The organism is Thioalkalivibrio sp., from assembly GCF_007692535.1.
Lineage (GTDB): Bacteria > Pseudomonadota > Gammaproteobacteria > Ectothiorhodospirales > Ectothiorhodospiraceae > Thioalkalivibrio.
Window position 1 is genome coordinate 1 of sequence record NZ_REBW01000095.1, and the last position, 16130, is coordinate 16130.

Annotated in this window: 20 protein-coding genes; 11 read left to right on the top strand and 9 right to left on the bottom strand. The window is 65.8% G+C overall.

From position 1 onward, the window contains the following. Positions 1 to 196: 196 nt before the first annotated feature. Complete coding sequence (locus EA346_RS03985) at positions 197 to 682, bottom strand: DUF2390 domain-containing protein (protein WP_296755949.1); 486 nt, start codon at positions 680 to 682, stop codon at positions 197 to 199. After that, positions 657 to 1388, bottom strand: a complete 732-nt coding sequence (gene fnr / locus EA346_RS03990; protein WP_296755951.1) for a fumarate/nitrate reduction transcriptional regulator Fnr — start codon at positions 1386 to 1388, stop codon at positions 657 to 659. Before fnr ends, EA346_RS03985 begins: the two co-directional genes overlap by 26 nt. A gap of 155 nt (positions 1389 to 1543) precedes the next feature. On the opposite strand from fnr, the gene EA346_RS03995 reads away from it, so the two are divergent. The 8 genes from EA346_RS03995 to EA346_RS04030 all read left to right on the top strand — a co-directional run bounded on the left by EA346_RS03995 (position 1544) and on the right by EA346_RS04030 (position 9127). Further along, positions 1544 to 2695, top strand: a complete 1152-nt coding sequence (locus tag EA346_RS03995; RefSeq protein WP_296755954.1) for a 4Fe-4S dicluster domain-containing protein — start codon at positions 1544 to 1546, stop codon at positions 2693 to 2695. Beyond that, entirely contained in the window at positions 2682 to 3515 is an 834-nt protein-coding gene (locus EA346_RS04000; RefSeq protein WP_296755955.1) for an FAD/NAD(P)-binding protein, read from the top strand. Before EA346_RS03995 ends, EA346_RS04000 begins: the two co-directional genes overlap by 14 nt. A gap of 14 nt (positions 3516 to 3529) precedes the next feature. Next, entirely contained in the window at positions 3530 to 4369 is an 840-nt protein-coding gene (locus EA346_RS04005; protein WP_296755959.1) for a sulfhydrogenase subunit delta, read from the top strand. Continuing rightward, positions 4366 to 5664 carry a Ni/Fe hydrogenase subunit alpha gene (locus EA346_RS04010; RefSeq protein ID WP_296755962.1) on the top strand — a complete coding sequence of 433 codons (1299 nt, stop codon included), beginning with the start codon at positions 4366 to 4368 and terminating at the stop codon, positions 5662 to 5664. Before EA346_RS04005 ends, EA346_RS04010 begins: the two co-directional genes overlap by 4 nt. After that, the gene (locus EA346_RS04015; protein ID WP_296755964.1) at positions 5661 to 6173 is read left to right on the top strand and encodes a hydrogenase maturation protease; all 513 of its coding nucleotides are present in this window, start codon (positions 5661 to 5663) and stop codon (positions 6171 to 6173) included. The genes EA346_RS04010 and EA346_RS04015 overlap by 4 nt, the downstream gene beginning before the upstream one ends. 49 nt (positions 6174 to 6222) lie before the next feature. Then, positions 6223 to 6531: a segregation and condensation protein A gene (locus tag EA346_RS04020; RefSeq protein ID WP_296755966.1), complete on the top strand. Its 309-nt coding sequence runs from the start codon at positions 6223 to 6225 to the stop codon at positions 6529 to 6531. A 115-nt stretch (positions 6532 to 6646) separates the two neighbouring features. Next, positions 6647 to 7933: a serine--tRNA ligase gene (gene serS / locus EA346_RS04025; protein ID WP_296755968.1), complete on the top strand. Its 1287-nt coding sequence runs from the start codon at positions 6647 to 6649 to the stop codon at positions 7931 to 7933. Between the two features lie 135 nt (positions 7934 to 8068). Next, positions 8069 to 9127: a thioredoxin fold domain-containing protein gene (locus EA346_RS04030; protein WP_296755971.1), complete on the top strand. Its 1059-nt coding sequence runs from the start codon at positions 8069 to 8071 to the stop codon at positions 9125 to 9127. A 166-nt stretch (positions 9128 to 9293) separates the two neighbouring features. Here the strand turns inward: EA346_RS04030 and EA346_RS04035 are convergent, their stop codons facing one another. Next, positions 9294 to 10250, bottom strand: a complete 957-nt coding sequence (locus tag EA346_RS04035) for a class I SAM-dependent methyltransferase (RefSeq protein ID WP_296755973.1) — start codon at positions 10248 to 10250, stop codon at positions 9294 to 9296. Positions 10251 to 10345: 95 nt separating this feature from the next. Between EA346_RS04035 and EA346_RS04040 the strand changes: the two genes are divergently transcribed. After that, positions 10346 to 10699: a hypothetical protein gene (locus EA346_RS04040; RefSeq protein WP_296755976.1), complete on the top strand. Its 354-nt coding sequence runs from the start codon at positions 10346 to 10348 to the stop codon at positions 10697 to 10699. 261 nt (positions 10700 to 10960) lie between these two features. Here the strand turns inward: EA346_RS04040 and EA346_RS04045 are convergent, their stop codons facing one another. Then, a complete protein-coding gene (locus tag EA346_RS04045; protein WP_296755978.1) occupies positions 10961 to 11338 on the bottom strand; it encodes a DUF423 domain-containing protein in 378 nt (125 codons plus the stop codon). Positions 11339 to 11367: 29 nt separating this feature from the next. Here EA346_RS04045 and EA346_RS04050 point away from each other — a divergent pair, with 29 nt between their 5' ends. Continuing rightward, positions 11368 to 11850 carry a YajQ family cyclic di-GMP-binding protein gene (locus EA346_RS04050; protein WP_296749091.1) on the top strand — a complete coding sequence of 161 codons (483 nt, stop codon included), beginning with the start codon at positions 11368 to 11370 and terminating at the stop codon, positions 11848 to 11850. A gap of 14 nt (positions 11851 to 11864) precedes the next feature. Here EA346_RS04050 and EA346_RS04055 read toward each other — a convergent pair whose 3' ends face one another. Then, on the bottom strand, positions 11865 to 12224 hold the full coding sequence (locus tag EA346_RS04055) for a hypothetical protein (protein WP_296749093.1): 360 nt from the start codon (positions 12222 to 12224) through the stop codon (positions 11865 to 11867). A 76-nt stretch (positions 12225 to 12300) separates the two neighbouring features. Between EA346_RS04055 and EA346_RS04060 the strand changes: the two genes are divergently transcribed. Further along, complete coding sequence (locus tag EA346_RS04060) at positions 12301 to 12864, top strand: ubiquinol-cytochrome C reductase, iron-sulfur subunit (RefSeq protein WP_296755981.1); 564 nt, start codon at positions 12301 to 12303, stop codon at positions 12862 to 12864. On the opposite strand, the gene EA346_RS04065 is transcribed toward EA346_RS04060, so the two are convergent. The 4 genes from EA346_RS04065 to EA346_RS04080 form a co-directional block, all read right to left on the bottom strand. Then, positions 12849 to 13610 carry a class I SAM-dependent methyltransferase gene (locus EA346_RS04065; protein WP_296755983.1) on the bottom strand — a complete coding sequence of 254 codons (762 nt, stop codon included), beginning with the start codon at positions 13608 to 13610 and terminating at the stop codon, positions 12849 to 12851. The genes EA346_RS04060 and EA346_RS04065 overlap by 16 nt on opposite strands. Before the next feature lie 357 nt (positions 13611 to 13967). After that, on the bottom strand, positions 13968 to 14204 hold the full coding sequence (locus EA346_RS04070) for a SlyX family protein (RefSeq protein ID WP_296755986.1): 237 nt from the start codon (positions 14202 to 14204) through the stop codon (positions 13968 to 13970). After that, positions 14201 to 15163: a D-2-hydroxyacid dehydrogenase gene (locus EA346_RS04075; protein ID WP_296755989.1), complete on the bottom strand. Its 963-nt coding sequence runs from the start codon at positions 15161 to 15163 to the stop codon at positions 14201 to 14203. Before EA346_RS04075 ends, EA346_RS04070 begins: the two co-directional genes overlap by 4 nt. Before the next feature lie 96 nt (positions 15164 to 15259). After that, the gene (locus EA346_RS04080; RefSeq protein WP_296755991.1) at positions 15260 to 15940 is read right to left on the bottom strand and encodes a Bax inhibitor-1/YccA family protein; all 681 of its coding nucleotides are present in this window, start codon (positions 15938 to 15940) and stop codon (positions 15260 to 15262) included. Between the last annotated feature and the right edge of the window lie 190 nt (positions 15941 to 16130).

Genomic DNA, 16130 nt, shown 5'->3' on the forward strand with positions numbered 1-16130 from the left:
GCGAGGCCCGTCGGGTTACGCCCTTTGGGCTAACCCGACCTACAGTTTGCTCAGATTCGTGCGGATGTAGGAGGCCAGCCCCTGGCCGATGGGTTTTCCGGCGCCGGATCGGCGAGGGGCTCGCCTCCTACGAGGGGCGGTTGATGCGGAGAGTGCGTTGTGCACGACCGAAGGGCCCGCGGAACTCGCGTGATCATCAGGTCAGGGCTTGGAGCAGCGTGTCGATCTCCGAGGCGGGGAGATCGGGGAACAGCCGGCGCATCCGGCGTTGGCGGTCCGGTTTGGAAGGGTCGGTGGGTTTGCGAGCGGCTCCGGTCTTTACCAGCCATGCCGCTTCGACGCGCTCTGCGGCGAGCTCCAGGCGTAGGGAAGCCTGGTAGCCCTGTGGCCAATCGAGCCGACGGATGCGGCGGCGCAGTGCCCGGACGCGGCGGGTGATGCGTCCGTTCCAGTCCTGCGCGCCACCTTGCAGGGTGCGCCACTGATCGGCGTTCAGGCGGCAGGGATACCAGCAGGCAAACAGCACGAACATCACGTCGATTCCGCGCTCGTCCTGCCAGCGCAGCAGGATCTTTCGTGCGTCGGATTGCTCCCACACGGTGTTGGCAAAGGCCCAGAAGGCTTTTGCACTGGGTGGATCGTGGCTGGGGCAGGGTTCAGGCAGTCTGTGAGAGGGGCACAAACCGGATGCCGGCGATGCGGTGCAGGCTGTCCATGTCCAACAACCTCAAGTCGCGCGTGTGGATCTCGATCAGGCCCTGCTTGCGGAACTGCGTGAAGAGGCGGCTGATGGTCTCCTGGGTCAGGCCCAGGTGATTGGCGATGTCCGCTCGGGACATGCTGAGGCTGAAACGATCGGCGACCAGTCCGCGAGCGCGGAAGCGCGTCGAAAGGCTCAGCAGGAAGGCGGCAAGCCGTTGCTCGGCATTGCGCTGGCCGAGCAGGGCGAGCAGCGACTCGTCGGAGGCGATCTCGCGGCTCATGGTGCGCATGAAATGCTGACGGAAGCTCGGCAGTTGGCCGGCGAGGGCATCGAGTTTGTCGAACGGAATCTCGCAGACACTGGTGGATTCCAGGGCCACCGCGCTGACCGGGTGCTCGCCCTCGTTGATCGCGTCCAGCCCGAGCAGCTCTCCCGCCAACGCAAAGCCCGTGACTTGTTCGGTACCGTCATCCGACAGCAGCACGGTCTTCAATGAGCCGGTGCGGACCGCGAAGACGGAGGCGAATGGGGCCCCCATCCGGAAGAGGACCTGGCCCTTGGTGATCGGGCGGCGGCGCTGAACGATTTCGTCCAGTTGCCAAAGGTCGTTCTCGGGCAGCCCGACGGGCAGACACAGGAGCTTCAGTGAGCACTGATCGCAGGAACCTGAAGCGTGCATCGTCATGGCTCCGAGTGTAGTCAGAATCCGGACGTAAAAGGAAGACTACCAGAAACCGTTAGAGGGATTTCCCGAAAAGACCCGTGGCAAGCCATTTAGGGCCTTCCACCGAGCGTGGATGGCCGACCGTGCTCGTCGCAAGTTCTGATCTGGATCATCCCATGGATTCCCTTGGTGGGCTACCCTTTGTAGGTATGGAGACGTCCGCCTCGTTCCTGCCCCGGGAATCGCTGGATACGCTGCTCGAAGCGATCCGGCGCGAGGGCTATTCGCGCGTGCTGGGGCCGGTGGTGCGCCATGGTGCCATCACCTACACCGGCATCACCTCTTCCGACGACCTGCCCAAAGGGCTGCGTGACCGCCAGGCGCCCGGGCACTACCGGCTGGAACCGGAGGAGGGTGAACGCAGCTTCGCCTGGGCCAATGGCCCGCAGGCGTTGAAGCCGCTGACCTTCGCTCCCCGCGAAACACTCTGGCGCTGCGAACTGGACGACAACGGCCGCCTCAGCTTCCTGGATTCCGCCTTGACCCCGACACCCACGGCCGTGATCGGGATCCGAGCCTGCGACCTGGCGGCCCTGAAGATCCAGGAACGGCACTTCCTGAAGCCGCCGTACCCCGATCCCCATTACGCGGCGCGCCGCGAGAGCCTGTTCCTGGTGGCGGTTCACTGCAGCCATCCGGCCGACACCTGTTTCTGCGCCTCCACCGGCGACGGGCCGCGCGCCGAGGCGGGCTACGACCTGGCGATGTCGGAACTGGACCACGGTTTCGTGCTGGTCGCGGGTACCGATCGCGGTCGGGCGGTGCTGGCGCTGCTGAACCTTTCGCCGGCGAGCCCGGACGAATGCGCGCAGGCCGACGACGAGATCGAAGCAGCGGCCTCGGCGCAGACACGCAGCCTTCCCGACCGCAACCTGAAGGACGCCCTCTACGCCCGCCTCGAACACCCCCACTGGGACCAGGTCGGCCGCAGATGCCTGTCCTGCGGGAACTGCACGGCGGTCTGCCCCACCTGTTTCTGCCACGCGGAGCAGGACGAACCGGCCCTGGCGGGCAGCTCCAGCGAACACCTGCGCCAGTGGGACTCCTGCTTCACCGCCGTGCACAGCTACATGGGCCACTTCCTCGTCCGGGAAGAGACGCGCCTGCGTTACCGGCAGTGGCTGACCCACAAGCTGGCGTCCTGGCACGAGCAGTACGGGCGCTCCGGCTGTGTGGGCTGCGGGCGCTGTATCGCCTGGTGCCCGGTGGGCATCGACATCACTGCCGAGGTCTCGGCGCTGCTGGAGTCCGGCGATGCACAATCCTGACCGGCCGGTGGAGGTCGAGGTGGTCGAACGGGTCGAGGAGACCCCTTCCATCTACACCCTGCACCTGCGCTTCACCGATCCCGAGGTGGCGGCGTCGTACCGGCTGCTGCCGGGGCAGTACAACATGCTGTACCTGTTCGGGGTCGGCGAGATTCCGATCTCGATCGTCTCCGATCCCGACTTCGAAGGCCCGCTGGAGCACACCATCCGCTCGGTGGGCCGGGTCACGCGGGGCATGGAACGGCTGAAGGTCGGCGACCGCATGGGTCTGCGCGGGCCTTACGGCCGTGGTTGGCCGCTGGACGAGGCCGAGGGCCGGGACGTGGTGATCGTGACCGGCGGGCTCGGCTGTGCGCCGGTGGTCTCGATGATCCGCTATGTCCTGCAGCGCCGTGAGCGCTTCGGGCGGCTGGTGATCCTGCAGGGCGTGAAGCATACCGACGACCTGATCTGGCGCAGGCAGTACGAGCGCTGGCAGCAGATGCCGGACACCCAGGTCCTGCTGGCCGCGGATGTCGGCGGCCCGAACTGGCCGTACAGCGTCGGCAAGGTGACCGTGCTGTTCAGCCAGGCCGGCATCGACCCGGACAAAAGCATCGTGATGCTGTGCGGGCCGGAACCGATGATGAAGGCGTCGATCGATCGCCTGCTGGCGCTGAATGTGCCGGCTGAATCCATGTGGCTGAGCATCGAGCGCAACATGCAGTGCGGTATCGGTCACTGCGGCCACTGCCAGGTGGGGCCGTATTTCGTCTGCCAGGACGGGCCGGTCTTCCATTACCCGGAACTGCGCCCCTGGCTGGGCGTCACCGGTTTCTGAGAGGAGGCGCGACGATGGCAGGCCAGAATCGCAACCAGACCGACGCCCTGGATCGGCTGAACGATCGGTCGAACCCCCGGCCGCGTATCGCCGTGCACAAGTTCAGTTCCTGCGACGGCTGCCAGCTGGCCTTCATCAACGCCGGCGAGGCCCTGCTCGAGCTCGCGCAACTGGTCGATATCGTGCACTTCGCCGAGGCCGGACCGATGGACCCGGAGGCGGCGGTCGACCTGGCCTTCGTCGAAGGCAGCATCTCGACGCCCGACGAGGCCGAGCGGATCCGGAAGGTGCGCGCGAGCAGCCGGTACCTCGTGAGCCTGGGCGCCTGCGCGACCTCAGGCGGCCTGCAGGCGCTGCGCAACTTCAATGACGATGGCGCCAAGGGCTGGACGGAGGCCATCTACGCCCAACCCGCGTTCATCGACAGCCTGGATACCGCGACCCCGGTGGCCGAGCACGTGAAGGTGGACCTGGAGCTCTGGGGTTGCCCGGTGAACGCGCGGCAGGTCTTCCAGGCACTGCGCCAGCTCCTGTTCGGCGTCGCGCCGGTGGTCGACAAGGACAAGCTCTGCGTGGAGTGCAAGCGCCAGCAGCATGTCTGCGTGCTGGTCGCGAAGGGTGAGCCCTGCATGGGACCCGTCACGCACACCGGCTGCGGCGCGCTCTGTCCCGCGTTCGGGCGCGATTGCTACGCCTGCTTCGGCCCGGCCGAGAACCCCAACACGGCGGCGCTGGCACGGCGCTTCGAAGGGCTGGGGCTGATGCCCGAGGCGGTCGCACGGCGTTTCCACTTCATCAACAGCCACGCGCCGGCCTTTCGTTCCGAGTGGCTGGCCTGGAAGCAGGGCTCATGAGCGAGAATCGCGAAATCCGCATCGAGGTGCCGGTCCTCGCCCGGGTCGAGGGCGAAGGCGCGTTGGAACTGAGCGCCTCCGGTGGGCAAATCGAGACGCTGCGTCTGCGCATCTTCGAGCCACCGCGCTACTTCGAGAAGTTCCTGGAGGGCCGCGGGCATCAGGAAGTGCTGGATGTCGTGGCCCGCATCTGCGGCATCTGCCCGGTGGCGTACCAGATGACCGCCGTGCAGGCGCTGGAGCAGGCCTTCGGGGTGCAGGCCTCGCCCTGGGTGATCCGGATGCGGCGGCTGATGTACTGCGGCGAGTGGCTGCAGAGCCATGCCCTGCACATCCATCTGCTGGCCCTGCCGGACTTTCTCGGTTTCGAAAGCGGCATTGCGATGGCTGCGCGGCACCCGGAGGCCGTGCGCCGCGGCCTGCGCCTGCAGCGGCTGGGCAACGACCTGATCCGGTTGTTCGGCGGCCGGTCGGTGCACCCGGTGGGCATGCGCGTGGGTGGTTTCCATCGGGCGCCCGACCCGGAGCGCGCCGCCACGTTGCTGGAAGAAATGCGCGCGGCGCTTCCGGACGCGGAGGACCTGGTCGCCTTCACCGCCTCGCTGGACCTGCCGCAGGACGATCAGGACTTTACCTCGGTGTCGCTGCGTCACGAGAGCGAGTATCCGCTGTACTCGGGCCGGATCGTCTCTGACCGGGGGCTGGACCTGGCGGTCGAGGACTACCCGAAGCACTTCCAGGAATCCCACGTCGCCCATTCGACGGCGCTGTATGCCCACCTCGACGGCGAGCCGTACCTGGTTGGGCCACTGGCGCGCCTGAACCTGAATCACGACCGGCTGTCTCCACCGGCGCGCGCCGCGCTCGATGCCACCGGTCTGCAGCTGCCCAGCCGCAACATGTTTCACTCGGTGATCGCCCGCGCGGTGGAGATCCACGAGGTGGTGCTGGAGGCCATTCGGCTGCTGGAGAGCTACCGCCCGGAAGAGCCCGCCCACGTTCCGGTCACGGTGGGTGCCGGTACGGGTTTCGGGGCCACCGAGGCGCCGCGCGGACTGCTCTGGCACCGGTATGAACTGGACGCCGCCGGGAAGGTGCGCTCTGCCCAGATCGTGCCCCCGACCTCGCAGAACCAGGCGCGTATCGAAGATGACCTGAAGCGGTCGCTGGAGGCCTTCGGCCTGCACAACGACGACGATGCCCTGCGCCTGCGTGGCGAGACCGTGATCCGTAATTACGATCCCTGCATCTCCTGCGCCACCCACTTTCTGAAGGTTCGCATCCAGCGCCGGTGAATCCAGAGGGCAGGTCGGATGGCTGGCGAATCATCGGCGTCGGATCGCCAGTGACGGGCGACGACCTGGGCTGGGCGGCGATTGCAGCGCTGAAGGAAGCCGGGCTGGACCACGTTGCCGAGTTGCTGTTCCTGGATCGCCCGGGCCCGGCACTGGTGGATCATTTGCAGGGCAGGGACCGCGTGATCCTGATCGATGCCATGCAGGCGGGCCTGGTGCCCGGAAGCGTGCGCGCACTTTCGCACGAGGAATTGATCGTCTCGGCGCATCCACCCTCGAGCCATGACCTGGGACTCGCCGAGGCTCTGGCTCTGGCACGAGCCCTGGATTGCATCCCCGCGCATCTGCACGTGATCGGCATCGAAACGGGTCCCGGTCTCGATGGCGAGACCCGGTCCGTTGCGATCAGGGACGCCGTGCAAGTCATCCAGGCAATCCTGAGCGGGAACAGGTCCGGATTCGGACCGGACGACGCGGCGCCGCGATTCCCGTCGCAACGAGGCCGGTGACTCTGCTATCGTGCCCGTCGACTTCACTCCTGACGAGACGGGCCCACGCATGAACGAAAACGACGCATCCGAAGCCGAACTGACCAAGGAGCAGCGCATCCTCAACATGATGCGGAAGGTGCTCACCGACGTCGCGCGCGACACCCACGCCCCTCCCGGCATGAAGCACCCGCTGACCGAGCGGACCATCACCGGCATCCGCGATTGCCTGGGCCTGATCTCCGCCCGCGAACAGGAACTGGCCGAAGCGCTCGGCGATGACCGGAACCTTCGTCCGAGGTACGTCGATGAGCCGCGCAAGAATACGGTCGTGCCGATCAATATCGATGGGTTGAAGAAGAAGCCGAAACCCGATTGAGGCCATAATTGGCACGGGGGGGGAGCGTCGCCGCAAGCTTGACTCGTGTTCTGTGGTCATCCCGGTGCCCGACTTAGTAGACTGCGCCATCTGATCTGACTAACGGAATCGATCCATGCTAGACATCCGCATTCTGCGGCAGGATCTCGTTGCGGCCGCGGCCGCGCTCGCGCGCCGGGGATTCACCTTCGACAAGGCGCGTTTCCTCGACCTGGAAGCCCGGCGCAAGTCCCTGCAGGTGCGCACGCAGGAACTGCAGAACGAACGGAACACACGGTCCAAGTCCATCGGCCAGGCCAAGGCGCGCGGCGAGGACATCGAGCCGTTGAAGGCGGCGGTGGGTGAACTCGGCGAAGAACTGAAGCAGTGCGAGCAGGATCTCCAGCAGGTTCAGGGTGAGCTGGAAGATTTGCTGCTGCAGGTCCCGAATCTGCCCCAGGACGGGGTGCCGGAAGGACCGGACGAGTCCGCGAATGTCGAGGTGCGGCGGGTCGGTGAGCGGATCGAACTCGGGTTCGAGCCGCTGGATCACGTGGATCTCGGTATCCCCGGCGGCTGGCTGGACTTCGAGGCGGCCGCGCGCATGTCCGGGGCCCGCTTCGTGGTGATGCGAGGGGAGATGGCCCGGCTGCATCGTGCCCTGACCCAATTCATGCTCGATCTGCACACCCGCGAGCATGGCTATCAGGAGGTCTACGTCCCGTACCTGGTCAATCCGACCGCTCTGATGGGGACGGGGCAGCTTCCGAAATTCGATGCCGACCTCTTTGCGGTAAACAGCGAGCAGGGCTTCCGGCTGATACCGACGGCCGAGGTGCCGGTGACCAACCTCGTCGCCCAGCAGATCCTCGATGCCAGGGATCTGCCGCTGAAGATGGTCGCCCATACGCCGTGTTTCCGGTCCGAGGCGGGCAGCTACGGCCGCGACGTCCGTGGCCTGATCCGGCAACACCAGTTCGAGAAGGTGGAGCTGGTGCAGATCGTGCGCCCGGAGGATTCCGACGCGGCGCTGGAGGGACTGCTCAGGGACGCGGAGTCGGTACTGCAGGCGTTGGGGCTTCCCTATCGTGTCATGTTGCTCAGCACCGGCGACATGGGTTTCTCGGCGTCCCGGACCTATGACATCGAGGTCTGGCTGCCGGGCCAGCAGGCCTTCCGCGAAATCTCCTCCTGCTCGAACTTTGGTGATTTCCAGGCCCGGCGCATGCAGGCCCGGTACCGTCCCGAGCCGGGTGCCAAGCCCGAGCTGGTGCACACGCTGAATGGTTCCGGCCTGGCCGTGGGGCGAACGCTGGTGGCGCTGCTGGAGAACTTTCAGCAGGCTGACGGGAGCATCGTGATCCCGGAACGGCTGCGTCCCTACGTCGGTGGAACAGAACGGCTGGTTCCACCGTCCAAGTAGGTTGAACGCGAGGCGTCCCCCCAGGTTGGTCGGCGCCCGCGACTTGTCGGGCAGGGTGTCGATGTCCCACCGCCACGGTGGCACCGGGGCAGGTTCTGTCCGGCGATGCGAGCCTTCACCAAGGAGCCATCGAGGATGGAAGCAAGACTTCGTTTCGCAGCGTCGGCGTGGCTCGGGTCAGCCCTGTTGGCACTCTCGCTGCTGTCGGCCGGGAACCTGCTTGCCGCGGACCCACCGGACGCATTCGACATCGATGACACGCCGCGCGAGATCGGCCTGCACACTCCGGAGTGGTTTGAGCTCAGTTTCCTGGACTTCCGGGAGGATCTCGAACGGGCTCTGGAACGGGACAAGATGGGGCTTTCCATCTATTTCGGAATGGACCACTGCCCCTACTGCGAGGCCATGATCGAGAACAATCTGGCTGAACCCGACATCCGTCAGTACTTTTCCGAACACTTCGACGTGATTGCCGTGGACGTACAGGGTAGCCGCGAGGTCGTGACCCTGGATGGCGAGACGATGAGCGAGCGGACCTTCGCGGTGCAGCGGCGCCTCAACTTCACCCCCGCCTTCACGTTCTTCGACGCGGACGGCAACGAGATTCACCGCATACGGGGCTACTATCCGCCCTACCGCTTCCGTGCCGCGCTCGAATACGTGGTCGATCGCCACGATCGGGAGTGGAGCTTCCGCGAATACCTCGAGCGCGCCGATCCGCCGCCGAAGTTCGAGACCGATGACATCAATTACCAGGAGTTCTTCCAGAGCCCGCCGCACATGCTCGATCGCTCGCGGATTCCGGCGCAACGCCCGATGGTGGTCTTCTTCGAGCGGCACGCCTGCCACGCCTGCGACGTGCTGCATTCCGAGCCGCTGACCGACGGACGCGTGCTGGAGATGATCCGGTTCTTCGATGCCGTACAGCTCGACCTCGACGCGGAGACCCCGGTGATCACGCCCGATGGCGAGCGGACCACCGCGCGCGCATGGGGTGAGCAACTGGATATCCATTGGGCGCCGACCATGGTCTTCTTCGACGAAAAGGGCAGCGAGATCATTCGCATCGACTCAGTGGTCGCGTTGAACCGGCTGCGCAACGTGATGGACTTCGTCCTCACCCGCGCCTACGAGGAATATCCGACCTTCGAGCGCTGGCGCGCCGCGCAGGGAACGGTCTCTTCCGCGCAGTAGGCTGCGAGTGTGGGTCATGCGGAAAGTTCGGTATCAGATCGCGGCGCCAGACCCGCCGGCGCTGCGTTGGGCAAGTTTGAAATAGAGTGGCTATTCCTGCACTTGCCCGCCTTGCTCCGGCGGGTCTGGCTGTGCTCCATAGTTACCGAACTTCCCGCACGGCCCACTAGTGCCGGATTTCCCAGCAGCGATGCGGGGGGTGGCGCTGGAAGTCGGGCGGCGTCGTCTTGCGGGTGATCTCGACGATCCCGCTGGTCGTGATCTCCGGAGCATGGAGTTCGAAGCCCTGGCGGTTGGTGGAGAAGATCAACAGGCCGCCTGGAGCAAGGCGCAGCAGCGTACGGTTGATCAGCCACGCGTGGTCCCGCTGCACGTCGAAGCTGGTGTCCATGCGCTTTGAGTTGGAGAACGACGGCGGGTCCAGCACGATCAGGTCGAAACTCTCGTCGCGCCTGGGATTGCCCTCCAGCCAGCGCAGCACGTCGGTCGCAAACACCTGATGTTCCGGCCGGTCCAGGCCGTTCAGCGCCAGATTGCGCCGCGCCCATTCGGTGTAGGTGTTGGAAAGATCCAGTGTCAGGCTGGAACGGGCACCGCCGACGGCGGCATGGACCGTGAAGCTTCCGGTATAGGCGAAGAGATTCAGAAAACGCTTGTCCCGGGCCTGGGCGCGCACCCAGGCCCGGGTGTTGCGGTGGTCCAGGAACAGGCCGGTATCCAGGTAGCGCTCCAGGTTCACCTCGAAAAGCAGGCCATGTTCGCGCACCACGAAGGTCTCGCCTTCGGTCTGTCCGCTCTCGGCGTACTGTTCGCCGCCGCGTCCCCGTTCACGGATTTTCGCGGCCAGCCGCGTCGTGTCGCCATCGGTCAATGCCTCCGCCACCGTGTCCAGCAGATCCGGCCCGTAGCGGTCCAGAACCTCCGGATCGGTCCAGCGGCCCTTGTGCAGTAGCTGCACGTGCGCGCGATCACCGTAGCAGTCAATCTGCAACGGGAACTCCGGCAGGTCGCGATCGTAGACACGGAAGCACTCGGTGTCCTCGCGCCGGGCCCAGCGCGTCCAGTGGCGGGCATTCTTGCGCAGCCGGTTGCCGAAGGCGGTGAGGTCGGGAGTCCAGGTCATGATGTCTCGGAGTAACGCGGGTGTGCCGGCGTTCAGTGACATTTGCCCGCTGGCTTATACTGCGTGGCCGGAGAGGTCGTCAGCGGGGCATTATCGTGTATTTCGAGCGTGAGTTTGTGGTCGAGCATCGGGCCGTCTTCGAGGAGGTCATCGCGCGAACGCATCGGATCGCGGTGGGGATCTTCGTCGCCACCTTCGTCGGTTATGGCGTCGCCATCTGGGTCTGGTTCGGCGGCAATACCTGGGCCGCGCTGATCATCGCGACCCTGAGCTACCTGTTCTTCCGGCAGTTCCGAACCCTGTCGTTCAGCCTGGCGCGGATGCCTCTGCGCGGACAGGCCAAGTCGCTGCCGGTCCTGAAGCAGATCGACCGCGCCCTGGAAAAGGGCAGGGCCATGGAGGTCATGGCCGAACTGGAGGCCCACCTGCAGGCCATGGGACCGGAATGATCGCGTCGTTGATGCGCCGTCCAGGGCGGGTGGTTTACCACGAAGGACACGAAGGCGCCGCCCTTGGTCGGATGCACGTTGTTGCAAGGGGCGCGGATGTAGGAGGCCAGCCCCTGGCCGATGGGTTTTCAGGCGCCGGATCGGCGAGAGGGCTCGCCTCCTACGGGGGGCGACCAATACAGAACACATTCAAAAATCCCTTCTTGGTGTCTTCTTGCCCTTCGTGGTGAACGCGCCCTTGACCTCGACAAGCCCCCGCTGTTAGACGGAACTGCGCAGCGCGGCAACCGCCAGCGCGAGCCAGCCCAGGATGAAAAGGGTTCCGCCGATCGGGGCGATGGCCCCGAGGGCGCGCGGGGCGCCCAGTGCCAGGCCGTAGAGACTGCCTGAGAAGAGCAGGATCCCAAGCACGAACGCGACTGCGGCGGTGAGTCCCCAGCCGGGGCTGACGCGTTCCCACAGTGCCGCGAGCAGCAGCAGCGCCAGGGCGTGGGTGAAATGGTACTGCACGCCGGTGTGCCAGGTCGCCAGCGCCCGTTCCGACAGGCGCGCCTCGAGTCCATGGGCGCCGAACGCGCCGAGGATCACGGCGAGGCCCGAAAAACCGGCTCCGAGTACAATCAGTGTACGAACTGCCATGAGTCGTTTTCCCGTTAACGGAGGTTGCAATGCCGTCTTTCGATGTGGTGTCCGAGGTGGATCTTCCCGAACTGCGCAATGCCGTCGATCAGGCGCGGCGCGAGATCGAGAACCGCTTCGATTTCAAGGGAACGTCCGCCGCCGTGGAACTGAGCGACACGACCATCCAGATGAAGGGCGACGCGGAGTTCCAGCTCGAACAGGTCCTCGATATTGTACGCATGAAACTCGCCAAGCGCGGCATCGACGTCGCCTGCATGGACCCGCAGGAGGTCACCAAGTCCGGCATGGCGGTGAAACAGGACATCCTGATCCGACAGGGCATCGAGGCGGATCTGGCGAAGCGTATCCAGCGTCTGATCAAGGACGCCAAGATCAAGGTTCAGGCCAGCCTGCAGGAAGACCAGATCCGTGTGACCGGCAAGAAGCGCGACGACCTGCAACAGGTGATCGCCCTGTTGCGTGCCCAGACCTTCGACCGTCCCCTGCAGTACCAGAACTTCCGGGACTGATTGCCGTCGGGTCGTTACTTCGGCAGCACGGGTTCCTCGCTTTCGCCCATGTCGCTGTCGACGTCCAGGCCGGGCTCCCAGCCGAGTTCGCGCGCCCGTTCGATCGCCTCGGCGTGGATGCGGCTGTGCCGCTCGGCAAATTCCGTCGGCAGGTTGCGAACGAGCAGCCCGTATTTGTCCCATTCGGCGGCCACCCGGTCGTGCAGCATCTGGATCTGCGCCAGTTGCCAACCCTCGCAGGTCTCGGTCTCCGGGAGCAGCCCGAAGACCCAGGCGTCCTTGATGATTCCGCCCATCGCGGTCATGCCGCCATGGAGGTCGTTGTGGATGCCGACGTAACGGCGATCGCGGGTGAAACTTTCTCTTCGGCTCATGGGCGGGATTCTACGCGTTCCTTCCTGCATTCGGCTACGCGCCGGATCTTTCCTTCACGAATCGGGTCAAGCCCACATGGATCGAGACACACCGCTACGGCTGCGCCTTCGGGTCACGTTGAAGCTGATGGGCCTGTTCGCGCTGGTTTTCTTTGTGGGCCTGCTGATCAGCGGCCTGTTCTCCAGGCCCGGAGGCGACATCCAACTGCCGTTGGAGGTCGATCTGCGTAGCATCGACGCCGGCGAGGCGCAGCGTCTCTCGTGGAACGGACGGCGTGTTCTCGTATTGCACCGCGACCGGGCGATGTTCGAGGCCCTTGCGCAGGACGAGGCCCTGTACGACCCCGCCTCACGTTTCGATCGCAGGCCGCGCAGCATATCGGCATCCCATCGGGGCTGGGTTCCCGAATGGCTGGTGGTCTACGCGGAAAGCACCGACCTCGGCTGTGACCTCGAGATCGTGCTGCCGGGCGCGGAAGGGGACTGGGAAGGCGGATTCCGCGACCGCTGCCGCCAGGGTCGCTATGACTTCGCGGGACGCGTCTACAAAGGCCAGCCGGCGATGCGCAACCTGGAGATACCGCCACACCGGATCGATGGGATGCGGCTGATCCTCGGCGCGGCTCACAAAGGCAGATAGATATCGAACCGGGTGCTGCGCCCGCGAAGCTCGTGGGCGGGGGTCTGGTCCCCGAGGTGCGGCGCATGCAGCGGCCTCTTGACCACGACGCGCCGCCGAACGTGGCGCCTCAGGGCCGCGAGCGTGGCCGGTGCATCGGGGTCGGGGTTCGCGCCCAACAGGCGATGCAGGACCTGCATCTCCTTCTTCACTGCCGCGTCCTTGCTGCGCGGCGGGAACATCGGGTCGAAGACCGCTGCGTCAAACAGCATGTCGTTCTCCTCCAACCATTTCCCGGCATCCGCCTCGCGGAAGTCCAGGCGCGCCAGGGCGGGCTCCAGTGCCGGATGTCCGGCGGCCCGCTGCAGGGCGTCGGAGAGCAGCGCTGCCAGTATCGGGTGACGTTCCAGCGCGATGACCCGGTAGCCCCGTGCCGCGAGCACCAGGGCGTCGCGTCCCAGCCCCGTGGAGGCATCGATGACCGTGCTGCCCTTGGGCAGTCGGCCCAGCGCCCGGATCAGATCCTCGCGGGCCTGTCCGGCATGCGCGAGGCGGTAGCCCTGCGGACCGCGGACGAAATCGAGGTGCAGGGACAGCGGCTGGTCCGTTCCCCGGACGGTGAGGGTCAGGCCCTCCGGCCCGCAGGCCAGTAGCAGGCCGCCTGGGTCCTGTTCTTCCACCGCAACCAGTCCGCTGGCGATCAACGCTTCGCCGATCCTTCGCGCGCGTTCGGGGCAGTCGGAGGCAGGGCGGAAGGTCAGCGGCATGGACACGTCGCTTCCTTCGGCGTCTGCCCCATCGCGGCAAGGGTGGTCCTGATGATCATGAAAGCTCCGCAAGCCGTCCTGCCGTGCACGGTGCACTCTCCGCATGAGCCGTCCCTCGTAGGAGGCGAGCCCTCTCGCCGATCTGGTGCCGGAACACGCATCGGCCAGGGGCTGGCCTCCTACATGTGCGCCCATTGAAACGACACCAATCTGACCACGGGCGGCGCTTTGGCGATGATCAGAAGGGTGATTGGCGAGGGTTCGAATCGGGGGAAGCGGTTCCGGTCAAAGGCACGCGGTATCCGCCGGGGGCCGGCCGACACCGGCGGAGCCGCCCGCGTGGTGCGTGCGGAATCCTCAGTAATGCGGCGGAGGTGGTTCATCGGCCGGGTCGCTGGCCGGCTGGGCGGCCAGCACCTGCACGCGTTCCGAGAGTTCCAGAAGCTGGCGGGTGAGGCGCGTGTTGGCCTGCTGCAGATGCAGCAATTCCTCCCCCTGGCCCTCCAGTGCGTACTCCTGGTGCGCGATGCGGATCTCCAGTTCCTCGATGCGGCGTTCGAGTTCGATCACGGATTGCCCTTCAGGCGGGTTCATGATGCCACCACGTTGCGCGGAGCCCCGGCCATGAAGGCCTCGATGTTGGCACGTACCTCTTCGAGCACGTTCTGGCGCGCGCTTCGGGCCGCCCAGGCCGTGTGGGGTGTCAACACCAGGTTGGGGATGTCCGTTGCCAGCAGCGGGTGGTCGGCGGGTGGGGGTTCGGGATCCACCACGTCGATGCCGGCGCCACCGAGACGACCTGAGCGCAGGGCTGCTGCCAGCGCCTGGGGCTCGACCAGGCCGCCCCGGGCGGTGTTGATCAGCAGGCTGCCGGCGGGCATTTTCGCAAGGCGTCGCGCGTCGATCAGGTCCTGTGTCCGTTCGGTGAGCGGGCAGTGCAGGCTGAGCGCGTCGAGTTTGGGCAGGAGGTCGTCCAGGGCCGGGCGGTCATCGGCGCCCGACGCATCGGGACGCAGGCTGCCCGCAACCGTGACCCGCATACCGAAGGCCTCCGCCATCCTGCCGGTGGCCTGTCCCAGCACGCCGTGGCCGACGATGCCCAGGTGCATGCCGGCCAGTGTGCGGATCGGGTGGTCCAGCAGGCAGAACTGGTCCGATGCGCTCCAGCGCCCCGCGCGGATGTCGGCCCGGTAGGCATCCATGCGTGTCACCAGCGTCAACAGGAGCGCGAAGACGTGCTGCACCACGGAGTCGGTCGCGTAGTTGCGGGCGTTGCAGACGGGCACGCCGCGCTCCGACGTCGCCGCGAGATCAATGTTGTTGGTCCCGGTCGCCGCTGTGCAGACCAGCTTCAGGCGCGGAGCCGCTGCGATGGCTTCGGCGCCGAGCAGGACCTTGTTGGTAACGATGACCTCCGCATCCCGGACCCGATCCGGAATTTCCTGCGGCGCGGTGCGCTGGAAGAAGTCCCAGTGGGGCAGGGCTTCGCGCAGTGGCTGCAGATCGAGGTCCCCGCGGTCCACCGTGTTCAGATCGAGAAAGACGCCCCTCATATCATCGCCCCATATGGAAAGGACCCACGGTATTCCCGGACCCAAAACGAAAACAAGCCCCGACGGGCGGGGCCTGTTCCGGACTTCCTGTGGCTGTCAGCTGTCGCCGGTGAGGGCATAGAACAGATTCAGCAGATGCAGGAACATCACGTAGAGATTGGCGTACAGGGACACCGTCATCACGATGTAGTTGGCTTCGCGATCGTGGAGCATGCGGCTGGTGTCGTACAGGATGGCCGCGGACAGCAGCAGGACGACCGCAGCCGAGATGGTCAGCGACAGGGCGGGGATGCCCAGGAAGAGGTTGGCCACGATGGCGACCAGGGCCAGCACCAGGCCGACGATCAGGAAGCCGCCCAGGAAGCTGAAGTCCTTCTTGGTGGTCAGCGCATAGCCGGACAGCGCAACGAAGGCCACCGCCGTGGTGCCGAAGGCATTGCCGACGATCTGCGGACCATTGGGCAGACCGAGGTACATGCTCAGGATGGGTCCGAGGAAGAACCCGAGTACGCCGGTGAAGACGAAGGTCAGCACCAGCCCGAGGGCGGAGTTGCGCGCGGCGTGGATCGCGAACGGGCCGCCGATCAGTACGCCGATCATCAGGATCCAGTGCACGGGCGGGGCGTTGATGGCCATCGCCGTGAATGCCATCACGGCGCTGAAGGCCAGCGTCAGGGACAGGAGCAGGTACGTGTTGCGGATGACCTGATTGGTGCGGATGGTTTCCGCGACGGTGGTGTGGCCCGTACGGGCGCGGGCAAGGCGTTCTTCTGCCACGGGTGGCTCCTCCTGTTGAAACGTTGAATGCTGCGCAGTGTACCCGCAGGCGGCGTCATGTGCAGCCTGCCTGCCTTTGATTGCGGTTTGTGCGGCGTGTTCCCGAAATGCCGCCAGCCGGATGCCGGGACCCCGGTTCATTCGACCGCCAAAGGGCTCACTCCTCCGGTTTCTCCTTCTCCTTCTCCTT